The sequence below is a fragment of the Propionivibrio limicola genome (assembly GCF_009469695.1).
Taxonomy (GTDB): domain Bacteria; phylum Pseudomonadota; class Gammaproteobacteria; order Burkholderiales; family Rhodocyclaceae; genus Propionivibrio; species Propionivibrio limicola.
Map to the genome: position 1 here is coordinate 274951 of NZ_SSSR01000002.1, position 16758 is coordinate 291708.

Sequence of the window (16758 nt, forward strand, 5' to 3'; positions counted from 1 at the left end):
GGTTTCAGCAATCTTTCTCGGTACCCAGCCTGTTGGCCCAGGCGAGGGCTTGGGCGAGACTGGTTTCAAGTTGTTCGACGCTGATCCCCGGCAGGCGCTTGAGCGCTGTACCGACCTCCGTCGGATCAGTTGCTTCCGTGGCTTCGGCGATGCAGAGCAACAGACCATGCTGCCCGGCCCGGTTTTCAAGGGCCATCCGGACGCGTTGTGCGACGGGGAGTTGGGCAAGAATATCCGGCATTGGCAAGCACAGAAGTGTCGGCATCAGCGACATGATGCCAACCATGAATGCCTGGTCGGCAAACTCGCGGTTACGCGGCGCGATCCGCTCAGCGAGCAGTTCCATCAGACGGCCGCGTGTGGCGGCGAGCTGGATCAATGGGGTGATGCTCTGTGTTTTGTCTTTCGGGTCGGTGAAGATCAGCAATTGCAGCCAGCGCTGCAGCTGACGGCGACCGAGGATGGTGATGGCGTGGCGCAACGAGGTGATGTGAGTCTGTAATCCGCTGCTGACCGAGTTCGTCAGGCGCAACATGTTGACGGTAAGGCCGGGTTCCAGCTTGAAGGCGTTTTCGATCTCGCTGGTATCGGCGTCTTCCATGACGAGCGCGAGGATCCGGAGCAGGGTTTGCTGCGAAGGCGTTAGTTTCTTGCCAACGATGACTTTAGGTTTGGCAAAGAAGTAGCCCTGAAAGAGGTCGAATCCGAGCTCCTGGCAGAGTGCAAACTGTTCGGCTGTTTCGACTTTTTCTGCCAGCAATTTTTTGCCGAATTTCTTGAGATGGCCAACGAGTTCGCGCAGGCGTGGTTCATCTTGCTCCAGAAGGTCGATTTTGATGATGTCGGCGATCTCAAGGAGCGGCCGATATCGTTCCTCAAAATTGACCACGTCGTCGATCGCCAGCGAAAACCCTTTCTCGCGCAGTTGCCGGCAGCGTTCGATGCATGCCTCACCCGGATCGACGCTTTCAAGAATTTCGAGGACAACGAGTTGTGGCGGCAGGGCTTCGATCAGGTCGCTGAACAAGAGTTCGGTGTCGACATTGATGAAGCCGCGATAGGGGCCCAGTACGTCCTGTGTGGATAGCTCGCTGAAAGCGTTCGCGATGACTGTTGCGGTTGCCTGGGTCGCGTCCATGACGTCGGCCCGATTGCCGGTGACGATCATGCCGTCGCGAAAAAGCAATTCGTAGGCAAGCAGCTGTTGTTCTCGTCCGAGAATCGGTTGGCGGCCAAGGAATACGTGCGAACTTTGTGGGTCTGGCATTTTTTATCGGTGTGGTAACGAGTGGCGAACAAGCAAAACGTCATGAGACTTCCCGGGCCAGATTGTTGGCCCAGGCGAGCAGCAGTGCTGCCCCGGATTCTAGTGCAGTGTATGGCGACTGCTGCTGTGCGGCTCGAATGCGGCGGTGTCGTCCCCAAGGGCGTCTGCCGCCGCCGAGGTGTGGCGGGAGAGAAGTCGCCAGCCGTTTGCGCCGCGAATGAAAACGTTGGTAGACAGCATCGGGCCGTGCTGGCTCGGGTCGTCGCCGAGGCATAATGTCTCGACGATGCTGTGCACGGCGATCAACACGCTTTCCCAGCGTACCTGGTGCGTGACGCGGACATTGAAAGACGGATTGGTGGCGAAGATGTTTTGCCAGCTTTCGCGGATGGCTGTTGCGCCGCTTAGGCGCTGACCGGTCGGATGAATGCAGACGATTTCCTCATCGTCCGCCCAGACGCTCATCAGCGTATCCAGATCGGATCGTCCAATCGCTTCATAAAATGCTTCTTCAGCGTCTTCGGCGGTGGCGAAAACGAAGGTCATGGCGTGATTTCCTTCAAACAGGCCTCAAGTACGCGTTGTGGTTCCAGCTTGTTCAGGCAGTTGAGGTGCCCAAGCGGGCATTCGCGTTTAAAGCACGGACTGCATTTGAGTTGGAGACTCAGAATCGTCGCTTGATCCGAGAGCGGCGGCGTGAATCCTGGAGACGATGAGCCGTAGAGGGCGACGAGGGGCCGGTCGAGGCTGGCCGTTACGTGCATCAGGCCGGAATCGTTGCAGACGACGAGCGTGGCAACGGCGATCAGGTCAATCGCCTGCGAGAGTGATGTTTCACCGCAAAAATTACGCAACGCACCCGGTTGGGAGCGAGCGAGCCGGATGATCTCATCGCCAACCGCCTTGTCTTTCCCCGAACCAAGCAACCAGATGATGTAACCGCGTTGTACAAGTTCATCGGCCAGTGACGCGAAATGGCGCGCTGGCCAGCGTTTGGCCGGACCGTATTCGGCACCCGGGCAGAATACGGCCACCTTGGTCGGACGCTCCGTGCCTACCGCAGCAAGAGTTTCTGCCTGCTGTTCAGGTGTTGAGACGAGGCGTGGCTGCTCGACCGGGCGCTGCAATGGAGTGCCCGGTGCCTGTGCCAGTTGGGCGAAGCGCTCGACCATTTGCGGTAATGCCGCCTTGTCGAGTGAGTGGCGGCTGTTGATCAGTCCGTAGCGCGACTCGCCGGTAAAGCCAATGCGTTCGGGGATACCGGCGAGAAACGGAATCAGCGCCGATTTGAGCGAATTGGGCAGAACGTAGGCGCGCTCGTATTTGTTTTGCGCCAGTTGCCGCGCCAAGCGGTAACGCGCGCGGAGCGAAAGTTCGCCGTGTGCGAAAGGATTGTCGACGATTTCGCTGACTTCCGGCATGCGCCTCAAAACGGGCGCAACCCAAGGCGGTGCCAGGACATCGAGTTGCGAGTCGGGGATGTTCTTGTGCAAGCGCATGAAAAGCGGCTGCGCCATTATCGTGTCGCCAATCCAGGAGGGGGCGACGACGAGTGTACGATGCTTGAAGTGGGCGGAGGGCGGGATAGAAGCGGTCGCGTTTTTTTCGGGGGCTTTGCTCCTCACGTCGTTTCTCCGCGTTTGTCTGTCGTGATGGCTTTAATGCCCTTTCGGGGCCTCGCCCTTGAGAACGTAATGGGTGTTGCAATACGGACACACGGCTTCGCCGGTGTGAATTACATCGAGGAATACGCGCGGGTGCATGTTCCAGACCGGTGTGTTCGGCATGGGGCAGTGCAGCGGCAGGTCCTGGGCGGTGATTTCAACGGTCAGCTTGTCGGCCATGATGGGTATCCTGTAAGCGTCGTGATGGTTGAGTGGGGACGCGGTGGCATCGCGCTGATTCGGCCAGCGGACGGCGTTTCCAGCAAAAAAACGAGCCAAATTCTAGCCGATTTCGTCTGCCGGATGGCGGTAAAATATCCGTTTTTATCCGAGTACAAGGCGTATTACATGGTCTGGATGCCTCATGTCACCGTTGCGGCCGTCATTGAGCGGGATGGGAAATTCCTGCTCGTCGAAGAGCAAACCGAGGAGGGCGTCCGTTTCAACCAGCCGGCCGGCCATCTGGAGTGCTTTGAAGCGCTAACCGAGGCCAGCGTGCGCGAAGCGCTGGAAGAAACCGGCTATCACTTCGTTCCGCAGTATCTCGTCGGTGTGTACAACTGGCGCCATGAACGGAAGGACATCACCTATCTGCGTTTTGCGTTCGGTGGCGACATTTCCGGCCACGACATCGATCGTCCGCTTGACGATGGGATTATCGCGGCGCGCTGGCTGACCCTGGATGAAATACGCGCCAATCAGGCGCAGCACCGGAGTCCTTTGATTCTGCGCTGTATCGAGGATTGGCTGGACGGAAAGCGCTACCCGCTGGAACTGATCACCCATTACGAATGAGCGGTCTGAGAGCGCTGCTGCTTTGCGTCGCGATGTTGTTGCCCGCGCTGGCCTCGGGCGTCGAGCACGTCAAGGTTTGCTACAACTATGGCTGCCTTGCGGAAGCGGAAGTTGTCTTCAACGAGCGCCAGTTGGAAGAAATTCGGCAGATGCTCGTCACTGCGCCGGATGCCTTGCATGAGCGGGCGATGCTTGGGATGTCCATCGGTTATCTGCTTGGATGGGCCGGCCAGCAGTCGCCCATTTCTGCCGACAAGGGCGGCAATCTTGCCGATGACGGTGTTTATGGCCGGATGGACTGCATCGATCATTCGACAACCACGACGCGTCTGTTGCGCCTTCTGGAAGGCCGCGGCTGGTTGAAGTTCCATCGTGTGCTGGAACCGGCCTTGCGAACGCGGCTCTTGTTTTTTCAGCATTTTTCCGCCCGGATCGAGGAAATGACAGTGCCAGGTGAAAACGCTGACTCCGCTCAAAGGTTTGCGGTTGATTCATGGTTTTTTGATAACGGCCGTCCGGCCGTGGTAATGCCGCTCACGGAGTGGTTTGCAGGAGAAAGTCCGAATGTCGACGAATGAGAATAAAGGTAAGACGGTGGTCGTCGGTTTGTCCGGCGGCGTTGATTCGTCCGTTGCTGCGCTGCTGTTGAAGCAGCAGGGCTGGAACGTGGTCGGCCTGTTCATGAAAAATTGGGAAGACGACGATACCGAGGAATATTGTTCCTCACGGCAGGATCTGATCGACGTGATGAGCGTTGCCGACAAGATCGGTATCGACGTCGAGGTGGTGAATTTCGCCAAAGAATACAAGGAACGTGTTTTTGCCGAGTTCCTCAAGGAATACCAAGCCGGCCGCACGCCGAATCCGGACGTGCTGTGCAATTCGGAAATCAAATTCCGTGCTTTTCTGGATCACGCGCTGAAGCTTGGGGCCGAGCGGATTGCGACCGGCCATTATGCCGGCGTGCGCGAGTTCGACGGCAAGTTCCAGTTGCTCAAGGCGGAAGACGGCACCAAGGACCAGAGCTATTTCCTGCACCGCTTGAACCAGCAACAGCTCTCAAAAGCGTTGTTCCCGCTGGCCGATCTCTATAAGCGCGATGTGCGCAAAATGGCCGAGGAAGCCGGATTGCACGTAGCGCTCAAAAAAGACTCGACCGGCATCTGTTTCATCGGCGAGCGGCCGTTCAAGGACTTCCTGATGCGCTATGTGCCGCCGAAGAAAGGCGAAATCCGCTGCCTGGACGACGACCGCGTGCTCGGTGAGCACGATGGGTTGACTTACCACACGATCGGTCAGCGCAAGGGGCTGCAGATCGGCGGCGTGAAAGGCGGCAAGGGAAGCGCTTCCGGGGATCATGACGCGTGGTTTGTGGCGCGCAAGGATATGGCGCGCAATGTGTTGTATGTGGTGCAGGGGCATGACCATCCGGCGCTGTTGTCCGATGAGCTCAGGGCTGATCAACTCTCATGGGTGTCCGGTGCTGCGCCGCATACGCATTGGGTCTACTGCGCCAAGACCCGTTACCGGCAAGCAGACGCGCCTTGCGAGATCGAGCACGTTGACGAAAAGGGTTGCCAGATCCGCTTTGCCGAGTCGCAATGGGCGGTGACGCCCGGGCAGTCGGTCGTTATTTACGAAAGCCGCGTCTGTCTTGGGGGTGGCATCATCGTTTGACGGCCTGATTTGGAGGCAAAAAAAGCACGGCGTTTCGCTCCGTGCTTTTTTTGTTTTTCCCCGTTGTTCTGGGGCCGGAAATTAGCCTTGCGGGATTGTTTCCACAAACGCCGCGCGCTGCATGATCTTGTCGTAGAAGCGGGAGAGATTGGGGTGTTTGACGTTCCAGTCGATTTCCGGGGAGCGGAAAGCCAGATAACCGAGCGCACATCCGGAGGCGATGTCGGCCAGGGTGAAATGCGTGCCCATGCACCAGGCGTTTTCGCCCAGTTCGTCCGACATGTAGTCGAGTCCGCGGATGATCTTGCTTTCTTGCCGGACGATCCAGTCGGCGCTTTGCTGTTCCGCGGGGCGCTTCCTTTCGAGGAAGATGTTGCCTGCGGCCTCGCACACGCCATCGGCCAAGGCTTCCCAGCGCTTGACCTCGGTGCGTTCCCGGTTGGTGGCAGGCATCAATTTGTTGTTTGGCGCAACGTTGTCGAGATATTCGCAGATAACGCGCGAGTCAAAGAGGGCGGTGTCGTCGTCGAGGAGCAGAACCGGCACTTTGCCCAGCGGGTTGAAATCGGGAACCTGCGTGTCCCCTGACCACGGGGAGTCGAGTCCGAATTCGTATTCGATTTTCTTTTCAGACAAAACCACGCGTACCTTGCGGACGAATGGGCTGGTAAGCGATCCGATGAGCTTCATTGGCTTCCTGGCGGTCAGTGATTCCAAACCGGGCGAATTATAGCACTGCCGCAACAGCCGCCTTGTCCGTGACTTCGTACAGTACGTGGTTTCATTTGCTGGTGCATTTGCTCGGCGGTTAGAATGCCGGACTCTTTCAATCGTTCGGAAAGACTTACAAGGGTCATTTTCATGTCGCATTCAACACTTACAGCCCTTTCGCCCCTGGATGGCCGTTACGCCGCCAAAGTCGATGCGTTGCGTTCCCAGTTTTCGGAGTTCGGCCTGATTCGTCGTCGTCTTCAGGTCGAGATCGAATGGCTTAAGGCGCTGGCCGCTGAACCGCATTTTGCCGAGATTCCGGCATTTTCTCCGGCAACTGTGGCGGAACTGGATCAACTGGTTGCCAGCTTCGGCCCGGAACAGGCGGCCGAGGTCAAGGAAATCGAGGCGGTTACCAACCATGACGTCAAGGCGCTTGAGTACTGGATCAAGAAGAAACTGGCGAATAACCCTGAGGTTATGCGCGTTTCGGAATTCATCCATTTCGCCTGCACGTCGGAAGATATCAACAACCTGTCGCATGCCTTGATGCTCAAAACCGCCCGGGACGAGGCGATGTTGCCTGTGCTCGCTCGCGTCAGCGGCCGGCTTCGCGAACTTGCGCATGCGCTAGCTGATGTGCCGATGATGTCGCGTACGCACGGCCAGCCGGCGACGCCGACGACGATTGGCAAGGAATTGGCCAACGTCGTCGCACGTATCGAGCGTGCCGTCTCGCGTATTTCTGCCGTCAGCCTCTTGGGCAAGATCAATGGCGCGGTCGGCAATTACAACGCCCATCTTGCTGCCTATCCGGGGTTCGATTGGGAGTCGTTCGCCAAGCGCTTTGTCGAATCACTCGGTCTTGAATTCAATCCCTACACGATTCAGATCGAGCCGCACGATTCGATGGCCGAACTGTTCGATGCGTTTGCCCGCCTCAACACCATCCTGATCGATTTCGATCGTGATGTGTGGGCGTATATTTCGCTCGGCTTCTTCAAGCAGAAGCTCAAGGCCGGCGAGATTGGCTCTTCGACGATGCCGCACAAGGTCAATCCGATCGATTTCGAAAATTCGGAAGGCAACCTCGGCCTGGCGAATGCGGTGCTCAAGCACCTCTCGGAGAAGTTGCCGATTTCCCGCTGGCAGCGTGACCTGACCGACTCGACAGTGCTGCGCAATATGGGCGTGGCGTTCGGTTATGCGCTGCTTGCTTACGATTCGCTCTTGCGCGGATTGAACAAGCTCGAAATCAATGCCGAATGTCTGCATGCCGATCTTGATGCTAATTGGGAGCTTCTGGCCGAGCCGATTCAGACCGTGATGCGCCGCTATGGCATTGCCAATCCCTATGAAAAGCTGAAAGAACTGACCCGTGGCAATCGTGTTTCCCGCGACGGAATGCAGGCTTTCGTGCAAACCCTGGAGATTCCCGCCGAGGCCAAAGCGGAACTGCTCAAGCTGACGCCGTGGGATTACACCGGCAAGGCGGCCGAGTTGGCGCGCCGGATCTGATCAAAATCTGACTGCGGGTCGCGGGTCTTTGGAAATTCGCGACGACGACGCTGGATCGTGTCCGGTATCTGGACGATCCAGCGTTTGTTATTGGTAACACGCGTGCTATTTCGGAGGATTGTTCCATGACGCGATTTGTCGATAACTTGAAGAAAATGCCGGGTATCTCGCATCTGGCTGCCATCAATCTGCTCGATACCGAAGGTAACGTGGTGGCGACGATTGAGAACAAGGCGGGTAGCCAAGGTTCATTGGCCGTATTCAATCATCTTGCGCAAACGTATGGCGCGATTACGCCGGATGCGGCAAGGAAAGGTTTGGAGCTTTATGCCGAGCATACCGAAGATGCCCGCGCCAATCCGGGCAAGCATCCGAATATTGATCGCCTGTTCAAGTTGGTCGAAGAAAACAGGACCTTGCGCATCAAGCACGTCTTTGCCGTCTGATCGGCGTTAAGGCCGGCGTTAAGCCGTTTGTCGACGCAAAAACGGCATGGGACCGAAAGGTGGCCATGCCGTTTTTTGTAGTTGCCGGTTTATCAGCGTTTAGACAACCGCACCTTCTTCGTTGGCGCCTTCAATCTGTTTCTTCGGCTTGACGAAGTGCTCACGCGAGACACCAAGCCACATCACCAGCGGGCTGGCCACCAGGACCGACGAGTAGATGCCGAAGCAAATGCCGATGGTCAGAGCGAGCGAGAAATAATGCAAGGTTTCGCCGCCGAAGATCAGCATCGACAACACCATCAGTTGCGTGCTGCCGTGGGTGATGATGGTGCGGGAAATGGTGGTGGTGATGGCGTGGTCGAGCACTTGCGGGGTGGTCAGGCCGCGGACTTTCTTGAATGTCTCGCGGACGCGGTCGAAGACGACCACCGATTCGTTGACTGAATAGCCGAGCACGGCCAGTACGGCGGCCAGCACCGAGAGCGAGAATTCCCACTGGAAGAAGGCGAAGAATCCCAGAATGATGATGACGTCGTGCAGGTTGGCAATGATGGCTGAAACCGAGAAGCGCCACTCGAAACGCATGGCAAGATACAGCACGATACCAAGGATGACGAGCAGCAGGGCAAGCGAACCGTTTTCGGCGAGTTCCTTGCCGACCTGCGGGCCGACGAATTCGACGCGGCGTAACGTGGCACCTGGTGCTTCTGCATTCAGCACCTCCATGACGGATTCACCGATCTTGGCCGAGCTCTGTTCTTCCTTGAGCGGTAACCGGATCATCACGTCCTGGCTGGAGCCGAAGTTCTGCACGGCGATGTCCGTATAGCCGGCTTTGCCCAAGCCTTCCCGGATTTTCCCGAGGTCAGCCGCTTGCGTGTAGGCGACCTCGATCAGGGTGCCGCCGGTAAACTCGACCGAGAGATGCAAGCCGCGGCTGAAAAGGAAGAAAACCGCCAACAGGAAGGTAATCAACGAGATGACGTTGAATACCAGCGCATGGCGCATGAAGGGGATGTCTTTCTTGATGCGGAAAAATTCCATGGTGCTCTTCCTTATTTCGAGGCAACGGTACTGTTGCCCGGCTTCCAGATCTGACCGATCGATAGCGACTGAATCTTGCGGCCTCCGTAGACCAGATTAACCAGTGCGCGGGACACGACAACGGCCGAGAAGAACGATGTCAGGATGCCAAGGCAATGCACGACGGCAAATCCGCGTACCGGGCCGGAGCCAAAGATCAGCAACGCAACGCCTGCGATCAGTGTCGTGATGTTCGAGTCGAGAATCGTGTCAAAGGCGTGCTCGTAACCGCCGCGAATGGCGGCCTGTGGCGACGCGCCGTTACGCAGTTCCTCCCGGATGCGCTCGTTGATCAGCACGTTGGAGTCGATCGCCATGCCGAGCGTCAGCGCGATAGCCGCAATCCCCGGCAACGTCAGCGTGGCCTGCAGCAAGGAGAGCAGGGCAACGAGGAAGAGGAGGTTGGAGGCCAGCGCCGTTACCGAGATGAGACCGAACAGCATGTAGTAGGCGATCATGAACACGGAGATGGCGGCAAAGCCCCACATCGTCGAGTGGAAGCCTTTCGTGATGTTGTCGGCGCCGAGGCTCGGTCCGATCGTCCGCTCTTCGATGATTTCCATCGGCGCTGCCAGCGAGCCGGCGCGCAACAGCAGGGCGGTGTCGTTGGCTTCCACGGTGTTCATAGAGCCTGAGATCTGGACGCGGCCGCCACCGATTTCAGTGCGGATGACGGGGGCTGTGACCACTTCGCCCTTGCCTTTTTCAATGAGCAGAATGGCCATGCGCTTGCCGACGTTGTCACGCGTCAGTTCCTTGAAAATGCGCGAGCCAGTCGAGTCGAGTGACAGGTGGACAGCGGGTTCGTGCGTTTGGCTATCGAAGCCGGGTTGCGCGTCGGTCAACCGGTCGCCGGTCAGCAGAACCTGCTTCTTGACGAGAAGCGGGCGCCCTCCGCGTTCGACGTAAAGTTCCGTGCCAAACGGCACTTGGCCCGCCATTGCGGCTTCCAGTGCTCCTGCCGTGTCGTCGACCATGCGGATTTCAAGGGTGGCGGTACGGCCGAGAATGTCTTTCGCCTTGGCGGTGTCCTGCACCCCCGGCAGTTGCACGACGATGCGGTCGGCGCCCTGTTGGGCAATGACCGGTTCGGCAACGCCAAGTTCGTTGATCCGGTTATGCAGGGTGCCCATGTTCTGCTTGATGGCAAATTCCTGGATCTTTTTGACTGCCGTCGGCTTGAGTGTGGCGACCAGCTTGAGGTCGCTGCCTTCGCCTTGCTCGATCAGCGTCAGGTCTGGCTGGTTGTCCTGCAACGCATTGCGTGCTTTGGTCCGTGTTTCTTCGTCGCGGAAACGGATGGAAATGCGTTCGCCTTCACGGTTGATGCCGCCGTGTCGAACGTTCTTGTCGCGGAACAGGCTGCGCAGATCAGCAGCAGTCGAATCGAGGCGCTTGGTCAGCGCGCCTTTCATGTCCACCTCGAGCAGGAAGTGGACGCCGCCGCGCAGGTCGAGACCAAGATACATCGGCAGGGCGCCCATGCTGGTGAGCCATTGTGGCGAGCTGGAAAGCAGGTTGAGCGCAACGACGTATTGAGGATCGCTGGCGTCAGGGTTGAATTGCTTTTCGAGCAGGTCCTTCACCTTGAGTTGGGTGTCGGTATCCTTAAGGCGGACTTTTACGCCATTCGTGTCAAGGAAGATGCCGTTGCTTTCGATGTTGGCCGTTTTGAGCGTGTTCTCGACGCGCTCCAAGGTCTTGGTATCTGTTTTGAGCGTGGCTTTTGCGCTTGAAACCTGGACGGCGGGCGATTCACCAAAGAAATTTGGCAACGTATACAGCAAGCCGACCAGCAGCGAGAAAGCGACGATGACGTATTTCCAGAGCGGGTAGCGGTTCATGAAGGTCGCGAGAGGTGATTAAGAAATTCGAAGTCGGCAACAATGGGCGCCGGCATGGGGCGGGGGCGGGCCGGTTTGCCGGCGATTGCCCCGCGCTGGGTGTTTGTTACAGGCTCTTGAGCGTTCCCTTGGGGAGAACGAGGCCGATCGCACCCTTCTGGATCTGAACTTCGACGTTCTGGGCGATCTCGATCGTCACATATTCCTCACCGACCTTGGCGACACGGCCAGCCAGGCCGCCTTGCGTGACTACTTCATCGCCTTTGGTGATTGCGTCGATCATCGCCTTGTGCTCTTTGGCTTTCTTTTGCTGCGGCCGGATCATGATGAAATACAACACGATGAACATCAGAATGATCGGCAGGAACTGCATGACGCTGTCCGTCGGGCTGGCTGCGGCGGCTGCGGTTTGGGCAAAGGCATTGCTGATCAGCACGTTTGTCTCCTTGGGGGATTGAATAGTTATAAAAACAGCGAAAAAAGAGCGGGCTATTGTATCACCGCAGTTTTGGCCCCGCCGTTTCCTGGCGTCGGGCATGGAAGTCGGCTACTAGTTCCGGCAGCTTGCCTGCGCCAATGGCAGCGCGCAGTTCGCGCATCAGCGTCTGGTAGTAGTGCAGGTTGTGGATGGTGTTCAGTTGTGCCCCAAGGATTTCGCCGACACGGAACAAATGGTGCAGGTAGGCGCGGGTGAAGTTGCGGCAGGTATAGCAGTCGCACGATTCGTCGAGTGGACGCAGGTCGTTCTTGTATTGCGTGTTCTTGATGCGGATGTCGCCGTAACGGGTAAAGAGGTGGCCGTTGCGTGCGTTGCGGGTAGGCATGACGCAATCGAACATGTCGATGCCGGCCTGCACGGCGGCAACGAGGTCTTCCGGCGTGCCGACTCCCATCAGATAGCGCGGCTTGTGCGTAGGCAGACGCGGTGCCGTGTGGGCAAGAATGCGCGCCATATCTTCCTTGGGTTCGCCGACCGACAGGCCGCCGATGGCCATGCCGTCGAAACCGATGTCATTGAGGCCGGCCAGCGATTCGTCGCGTAGCTCTTCGTACATGCCGCCTTGCACGATACCGAACAGGGCATTGGCGTTGCCGAGCTTGTCGTGCTCGTCGCGCGAGCGCTTCGCCCAGCGCAAGGAAAGCCGCATTGACTTTGCAGCCTCGTCGACGCTCGCCGGGTACGGCGTGCATTCGTCGAAGATCATCACGATGTCCGAATTCAGCGTGTGCTGGATGCGCATCGACTCTTCGGGTGTCAGGAACAATTTGTCGCCGTTGATCGGCGAGGAAAATTTGACGCCTTCCTCGGTGATCTTGCGCAGCGCGCCGAGCGAGAAGACCTGAAAGCCGCCCGAATCGGTCAGGATCGGCTTGTCCCAGCCCATGAATCGGTGCAGTCCGCCATGCGCGGCGATGACTTCCAGCCCGGGGCGGAGCCAGAGGTGAAACGTGTTGCCGAGACAGATTTGTGCGCCGATTTCATTGAGGTCGCGCGGCGTCATTGCCTTGACCGTGCCGTAGGTGCCGACCGGCATGAATACGGGCGTTTCGACAACGCCATGGGCGAGGGTTAGACGGCCGCGGCGTGCACTGCCGTCGGTTGTGAGAAGTTCAAACTGCATTGGAGGTTCTTTCTGTGTTCTTTTCGAGCAGCATGGCGTCGCCGTAGCTGAAAAAACGATAGCGCTGTTCGACGGCATGACGATAGGCGGCGCGTATGGTATCGCATCCGGCAAAGGCAGAGACGAGCATTAGCAACGTCGACTTCGGTAAGTGGAAGTTGGTGATCAGCCGGTCGACAACCCGGAATTCGTAACCGGGGGTAATGAAAATGTCGGTCTCGGCGGGACCGGCGCGCAGTTCTCCGCTTTGGGCCGCTGCCTCAAGCGCGCGCAGACTGGTCGTGCCGACGGCGATCACGCGGCCGCCGCGGTCCCGCGTTTGTTGGATGGCTTCGAGGGTCGCCGCCGGGATGTCGAAGCGTTCGGAATGCATGCGGTGCTCGGCGAGGTTATGCACGCGCACCGGCTGGAAGGTGCCGGCGCCGACGTGCAGGGTCAGCCAAGCGAGTTCGGCGCCACGCTCCCTGAGCTTGGCCAGCATGGAGTCGTCGAAGTGCAGGCCGGCGGTCGGTGCGGCAACGGCGCCGCTTTGGCGGGCAAAGACCGTTTGATAACGGGATTCGTCGTCGATTTCGGCCGCATGGGTGATATAGGGCGGCAGCGGCAGGCGGCCGTGCTTTTCGGTCAGGGCATACAGATCGCCGTCACTCGCGTCTTCGAGTTCAAGGGCAAAGAATTCGGCGTGTTCACCGGTACGGCCGGTGATCTTGAGCTGGAAGGCATTTTCCAGAACGATCCGGCTGCCCGGCTTGGGTGACTTGCTGGCGCGGATCTGGGCGACGGCATGGTGTCGGTCAACGATGCGCTCGATCATCACCTCGATCTGGCCGCCGCTTTCCTTTTGCCCAAACAGGCGGGCCTTGATGACTTTCGTGTCGTTGAAGACGAGCAGGTCGCCCGGTTGAATCAGCCTTGGCAGGTCGGAAAAGGTGCGGTCGGTCAAGCTTGTCTTTTCGACGTGCAATAGCCGGCTGGCGGTACGCTCGGAGGCCGGGTGTTGGGCGATGAGTTCGTCGGGAAGGTGAAAGTCAAAATCGTCGAGAGTCAGCATTTGATAAAAAGTCAGCCAAGTGGGCTTGTCGGTTATGTCTAAATCAGAGATAATTCGGCCTCCTTCGGTTCGCTTCTTGCGAACCTTGGCCGAGGTGGCGGAATCGGTAGACGCAGCGGATTCAAAATCCGCCGTTGAAAAACGTGAGGGTTCGAGTCCCTCTCTCGGCACCAAAATCCCCAAAAGTCAGGCAGTCATGAAAGCGGCGAATTATACACATGTGCCGCTTTTGGCTTTGTAGAGAAGCTTGGCTGTCAGTGCAGGTCTGGCCTTTTCGAGCTCGCCCAGGGGCGTCTTTTCCCTCCGGAGCGTTGCTCGTCCTGGCGGCTATCCGTCGTGCCATGCACATTGGCGTTACAAGACATTCGGAGACAGCATGGAATTTTTGACCTGTATCGTTGCGGCGGAAGAGGATGAATTTCCTGCTATTGGTGTTTCCAATTCCCCGTTGCACGAATGGAGCGGCATCGAATCGCCCGGCCTGGATACGTCGAGAGTGGCGACGTTGCACGCCGTGTTGACCGGGGACTCGCTGCAGATGGCGCTTGAATTTTACGAACCGGTTTTCGTGGCGGGTGATGACGAGGAAATCCTCGTTTTGCGAATCCATGACGCTTTGTTCGAAGCGTTGGCACAGATGGACGAAGAGGCGCTGGAGAATGTGGCCGAGGAATTGTCAGCGGCCGAGGTCTATGAGAACGATGAAGGCGATCCGGAAGAGGTTCTATCGTTTCTGATGGCGCTGGCTGATTTGGCGCAGCTTGCAGAGTCGCAGGGGCAGACCTTGTTTGTCTGGATCAAGCTATTGCAGCGATAGCTTGATGTTCCTCCTTTTTGTTGAGGCATAAAAAGAAACAAAAACGGCAGCCGCGATTGGCTGCCGTTTTTGTTTAAGCACGTTGATTTCAGGCGGCGTAGTTCTGCTCTGCAAAGGCCCAGTTGGCAAGATTGTTGAGGAAAGTTTCAACAAACTTCGGGCGCAGGTTGCGGTAGTCGATGTAGTAAGCGTGTTCCCATACGTCGACCGTAAGCAGAGCCTTGTCGCCCGTTGTGAGCGGGGTGCCGGCCGGGCCCATGTTGACGATATCCACCGATCCGTCCGCCTTTTTCACCAGCCAGGTCCAGCCGGAGCCGAAATTGCCAACCGCTGAATTCACGAAGGCTTTCTTGAATTCGTCGAAAGAGCCCCATTTCTTGTTGATTGCCTCGGCAAGCGCTCCTGTGGGCGCGCCACCGCCGTTCGGCTTTAGGCAGTTCCAGAAGAACGTGTGGTTCCAGACCTGTGCTGCGTTGTTGTATACGCCGCCGGCCGGAGCCTTTTTGACGATGGCTTCGAGATCAAGGTTTTCGTACTCGGTACCCTTGATCAGATTGTTCAGGTTGGTGACGTAGGCCTGATGGTGCTTGGCGTAATGGTATTCGAAGGTTTCCTGGGATATGTGCGGAACCAGGGCGTCCATGGCAAAAGGAAGCTTCGGCAGTGTGTGTTCCATTTTTTCTCCTTGGCGAATGTGTTGGTTGGTGTTTCTGGCGGGGGCTGCAAATCAGGCTAAATGACGTCGGCCGGATCGTCGGTCACCGATGTTACACGCGCATCGGCGCGGCCACGGTGAAAAAAGACAGTGATCGGGGCATTTGGTTCCAGCGAACGACAATCTCTCAGGATGGCGCCTTCTTTATCGCTGACGATGCTGTACCCTCTGGCCAGCACGGAGCGGGGATTCAGGTGTTCAAGGCTGTCGGCGAGGCGGCCAACGCTGATGGATTTTGTATTCAGCGTCTTTTGCCATTCACCCTGCAGGCGGCTTGCGAGAACTTCAAGGTGGTGTGCCGCCGTGATGATCTCCGGGCGTGCTGCCAGTAGGCGCTGTTTCAGGCCGACAAGTGTGTTGTGTTGCTGCATAACCGCTTGCGTTGTGCAGCTTGCGAGGCGGCGCCGCAGATGGTCCAGATTGCCGCGTTGCAGCGCAAGGCGTTCCGATGGGTGCTTCAGCCGGCTGCTGAGCCAGTCGAGTTGTTGATATCGGCGTTCAAAGCCTTGTTCGGTGCGGCGCGTCATCGCGTCCCGGTAGGCGGTGAGGTTTTCCAGAAGTTGCCGGCGCTGTGGTGCGGCGATCTCTGCGCCGGCTGTCGGCGTGGGCGCACGCTGGTCGGCGGCAAAATCGGCGATGGTGAAGTCGGTTTCGTGGCCGATGCCGGTAATGACGGGTACGGTGCTGGCGCGAATGGCGCGAGCCACCACTTCCTCATTGAATGCCCATAGGTCTTCAAGGCTGCCTCCCCCACGGCAGACAATGACTACGTCGCATTCGCCGCGCCGACTGGCTGTTTGCAGGGCTGTTGCGATCTGGTCGCCTGCGCCTTCGCCCTGAACTGGCGTGGGGTAGAGGATGGCGCTTACCTGCGGTGCGCGACGGGTCAGCGTGATCAGCACGTCGCGCAGGGCGGCCGCCTGTGGCGAGGAAATGATGCCGATTCGGCGTGGAAACCGGGGCAAGGAGCGTTTCGATTCGTTGGCGAAAAGTCCTTCCCTTTCGAGTTTTTCCTTGCGGCGAAGAAATTGTTCATACAGATTGCCGATTCCCGCCTTGCGGGCCGTCTCAACGTTCAGTTGAAAATCTCCACGTGCTTCGTAAAGCGTAACGAGCGTGCGAGCCTCGATTTTTTGCCCGTTTTCTAGCCGCCATCCCAACAGTTGGACGCGGCTGCGAAACATCACGCAGCGTACCTGCGCACTGGCGTCTTTCAGCGTGAAATAGGCGTGTCCGGAGGCTGCAAGGACGAGGTTGGAAATTTCGCCCGATACCCAGCAAAGCGGGAAGGCAGATTCGAGCCGTTCGCGCACAAGCCTGTTCAGCATCGAGACCGGCATCACCGCTATCAAAGGTGTTTGGCGCTCGTCTGGGAAGGTGTTCGTTGTCATGCGGCGATTTTACAGTCTTGCCAAATCATGCACATCTTTCTTGGTTTTCGAAGCTTTGTTGGCGCGGGTGCGGTGTTTGATTGGCGGGTTTTTTAGATGATTGATTTATAAGGAAAATCGGTTTCGCCTTTTAAATTGGCAAAGTGTAAAAAAGCCT

The 16758-nt window shown here is 57.8% G+C and carries 18 protein-coding genes and 1 tRNA gene; 7 read left to right on the plus strand and 12 right to left on the minus strand.

What is annotated here, in order from left to right; genetic code table 11:
• Positions 1-4 precede the first annotated feature (4 nt).
• The 4 genes from GH659_RS03255 to GH659_RS03270 all read right to left on the minus strand — a co-directional run bounded on the left by GH659_RS03255 (position 5) and on the right by GH659_RS03270 (position 3111).
• A complete protein-coding gene (locus GH659_RS03255; protein WP_153109308.1) occupies positions 5-1267 on the minus strand; it encodes an EAL and HDOD domain-containing protein in 1263 nt (420 codons plus the stop codon).
• Between the two features lie 99 nt (positions 1268-1366).
• Positions 1367-1813, minus strand: coding sequence for a YybH family protein (locus tag GH659_RS03260; RefSeq protein WP_153109309.1), 447 nt, complete (start codon positions 1811-1813; stop codon positions 1367-1369).
• Positions 1810-2853: a lipopolysaccharide heptosyltransferase II gene (waaF, locus tag GH659_RS03265; RefSeq protein ID WP_281349705.1), complete on the minus strand. Its 1044-nt coding sequence runs from the start codon at positions 2851-2853 to the stop codon at positions 1810-1812. Before waaF ends, GH659_RS03260 begins: the two co-directional genes overlap by 4 nt.
• A gap of 72 nt (positions 2854-2925) precedes the next feature.
• Positions 2926-3111 (minus strand): zinc-finger domain-containing protein, encoded by a 186-nt coding sequence (locus GH659_RS03270; RefSeq protein WP_153109311.1) that lies wholly within the window; start codon positions 3109-3111, stop codon positions 2926-2928.
• Between the two features lie 168 nt (positions 3112-3279).
• Between GH659_RS03270 and GH659_RS03275 the strand changes: the two genes are divergently transcribed.
• The 3 genes from GH659_RS03275 to mnmA are packed head-to-tail and all read left to right on the plus strand — an operon-like array spanning position 3280 to position 5403.
• Positions 3280-3726 carry an NUDIX hydrolase gene (locus tag GH659_RS03275; RefSeq protein ID WP_153109312.1) on the plus strand — a complete coding sequence of 149 codons (447 nt, stop codon included), beginning with the start codon at positions 3280-3282 and terminating at the stop codon, positions 3724-3726.
• The gene (locus tag GH659_RS03280) at positions 3723-4304 is read left to right on the plus strand and encodes a hypothetical protein (protein ID WP_153109313.1); all 582 of its coding nucleotides are present in this window, start codon (positions 3723-3725) and stop codon (positions 4302-4304) included. The genes GH659_RS03275 and GH659_RS03280 overlap by 4 nt, the downstream gene beginning before the upstream one ends.
• A complete protein-coding gene (mnmA, locus tag GH659_RS03285) occupies positions 4291-5403 on the plus strand; it encodes a tRNA 2-thiouridine(34) synthase MnmA (protein ID WP_153109314.1) in 1113 nt (370 codons plus the stop codon). The genes GH659_RS03280 and mnmA overlap by 14 nt, the downstream gene beginning before the upstream one ends.
• An 81-nt stretch (positions 5404-5484) precedes the next feature.
• On the opposite strand, the gene GH659_RS03290 is transcribed toward mnmA, so the two are convergent.
• Positions 5485-6093, minus strand: a complete 609-nt coding sequence (locus tag GH659_RS03290; RefSeq protein WP_153109315.1) for a glutathione S-transferase — start codon at positions 6091-6093, stop codon at positions 5485-5487.
• A gap of 171 nt (positions 6094-6264) precedes the next feature.
• Here GH659_RS03290 and purB point away from each other — a divergent pair, with 171 nt between their 5' ends.
• Positions 6265-7632 (plus strand): adenylosuccinate lyase, encoded by a 1368-nt coding sequence (gene purB / locus GH659_RS03295; RefSeq protein WP_153109316.1) that lies wholly within the window; start codon positions 6265-6267, stop codon positions 7630-7632.
• A 125-nt stretch (positions 7633-7757) separates the two neighbouring features.
• Complete coding sequence (locus GH659_RS03300) at positions 7758-8078, plus strand: DUF2322 family protein (RefSeq protein WP_153109317.1); 321 nt, start codon at positions 7758-7760, stop codon at positions 8076-8078.
• Positions 8079-8177: 99 nt separating this feature from the next.
• Here GH659_RS03300 and secF read toward each other — a convergent pair whose 3' ends face one another.
• The 5 genes from secF to queA form a co-directional block, all read right to left on the minus strand.
• A complete protein-coding gene (gene secF / locus GH659_RS03305) occupies positions 8178-9122 on the minus strand; it encodes a protein translocase subunit SecF (RefSeq protein ID WP_153109318.1) in 945 nt (314 codons plus the stop codon).
• A gap of 11 nt (positions 9123-9133) precedes the next feature.
• On the minus strand, positions 9134-11005 hold the full coding sequence (gene secD, locus GH659_RS03310; RefSeq protein WP_153109319.1) for a protein translocase subunit SecD: 1872 nt from the start codon (positions 11003-11005) through the stop codon (positions 9134-9136).
• A 106-nt stretch (positions 11006-11111) separates the two neighbouring features.
• A complete protein-coding gene (gene yajC / locus GH659_RS03315) occupies positions 11112-11441 on the minus strand; it encodes a preprotein translocase subunit YajC (protein ID WP_153109320.1) in 330 nt (109 codons plus the stop codon).
• Between the two features lie 61 nt (positions 11442-11502).
• Positions 11503-12627: a tRNA guanosine(34) transglycosylase Tgt gene (gene tgt, locus GH659_RS03320; protein WP_153109321.1), complete on the minus strand. Its 1125-nt coding sequence runs from the start codon at positions 12625-12627 to the stop codon at positions 11503-11505.
• Positions 12617-13678, minus strand: coding sequence for a tRNA preQ1(34) S-adenosylmethionine ribosyltransferase-isomerase QueA (queA, locus tag GH659_RS03325; RefSeq protein WP_153109322.1), 1062 nt, complete (start codon positions 13676-13678; stop codon positions 12617-12619). The genes tgt and queA overlap by 11 nt, the downstream gene beginning before the upstream one ends.
• Positions 13679-13766: 88 nt before the next feature.
• On the opposite strand from queA, the gene GH659_RS03330 reads away from it, so the two are divergent.
• Both GH659_RS03330 and GH659_RS03335 read left to right on the plus strand, forming a co-directional pair.
• Positions 13767-13851 (plus strand) — tRNA-Leu (locus GH659_RS03330).
• Between the two features lie 203 nt (positions 13852-14054).
• On the plus strand, positions 14055-14495 hold the full coding sequence (locus GH659_RS03335; RefSeq protein WP_153109323.1) for a hypothetical protein: 441 nt from the start codon (positions 14055-14057) through the stop codon (positions 14493-14495).
• 88 nt (positions 14496-14583) lie between these two features.
• On the opposite strand, the gene GH659_RS03340 is transcribed toward GH659_RS03335, so the two are convergent.
• Positions 14584-15171, minus strand: coding sequence for a superoxide dismutase (locus tag GH659_RS03340; protein ID WP_153109324.1), 588 nt, complete (start codon positions 15169-15171; stop codon positions 14584-14586).
• 56 nt (positions 15172-15227) lie between these two features.
• On the minus strand, positions 15228-16538 hold the full coding sequence (gene xseA / locus GH659_RS03345) for an exodeoxyribonuclease VII large subunit (RefSeq protein WP_246167674.1): 1311 nt from the start codon (positions 16536-16538) through the stop codon (positions 15228-15230).
• Positions 16539-16758: the final 220 nt, after the last annotated feature.

Bases quoted from the DNA above. Each gene is read 5' to 3' on its own strand.
- GH659_RS03260 (WP_153109309.1), bottom strand. From the start codon at position 1,813: ATGACCTTCGTTTTCGCCACCGCCGAAGACGCTGAAGAAGCATTTTAT.
- xseA (WP_246167674.1), bottom strand. From the start codon at position 16,538: ATGCTGAACAGGCTTGTGCGCGAACGGCTCGAATCTGCCTTCCCGCTT.
- GH659_RS03300 (WP_153109317.1), top strand. From the start codon at position 7,758: ATGACGCGATTTGTCGATAACTTGAAGAAAATGCCGGGTATCTCGCAT.
- GH659_RS03340 (WP_153109324.1), bottom strand. From the start codon at position 15,171: ATGGAACACACACTGCCGAAGCTTCCTTTTGCCATGGACGCCCTGGTT.
- GH659_RS03335 (WP_153109323.1), top strand. From the start codon at position 14,055: ATGGAATTTTTGACCTGTATCGTTGCGGCGGAAGAGGATGAATTTCCT.
- GH659_RS03280 (WP_153109313.1), top strand. From the start codon at position 3,723: ATGAGCGGTCTGAGAGCGCTGCTGCTTTGCGTCGCGATGTTGTTGCCC.
- queA (WP_153109322.1), bottom strand. From the start codon at position 13,678: ATGCTGACTCTCGACGATTTTGACTTTCACCTTCCCGACGAACTCATC.
- tgt (WP_153109321.1), bottom strand. From the start codon at position 12,627: ATGCAGTTTGAACTTCTCACAACCGACGGCAGTGCACGCCGCGGCCGT.
- GH659_RS03290 (WP_153109315.1), bottom strand. From the start codon at position 6,093: ATGAAGCTCATCGGATCGCTTACCAGCCCATTCGTCCGCAAGGTACGC.
- purB (WP_153109316.1), top strand. From the start codon at position 6,265: ATGTCGCATTCAACACTTACAGCCCTTTCGCCCCTGGATGGCCGTTAC.
- secD (WP_153109319.1), bottom strand. From the start codon at position 11,005: ATGAACCGCTACCCGCTCTGGAAATACGTCATCGTCGCTTTCTCGCTG.
- GH659_RS03255 (WP_153109308.1), bottom strand. From the start codon at position 1,267: ATGCCAGACCCACAAAGTTCGCACGTATTCCTTGGCCGCCAACCGATT.
- GH659_RS03270 (WP_153109311.1), bottom strand. From the start codon at position 3,111: ATGGCCGACAAGCTGACCGTTGAAATCACCGCCCAGGACCTGCCGCTG.
- GH659_RS03275 (WP_153109312.1), top strand. From the start codon at position 3,280: ATGGTCTGGATGCCTCATGTCACCGTTGCGGCCGTCATTGAGCGGGAT.
- secF (WP_153109318.1), bottom strand. From the start codon at position 9,122: ATGGAATTTTTCCGCATCAAGAAAGACATCCCCTTCATGCGCCATGCG.
- mnmA (WP_153109314.1), top strand. From the start codon at position 4,291: ATGTCGACGAATGAGAATAAAGGTAAGACGGTGGTCGTCGGTTTGTCC.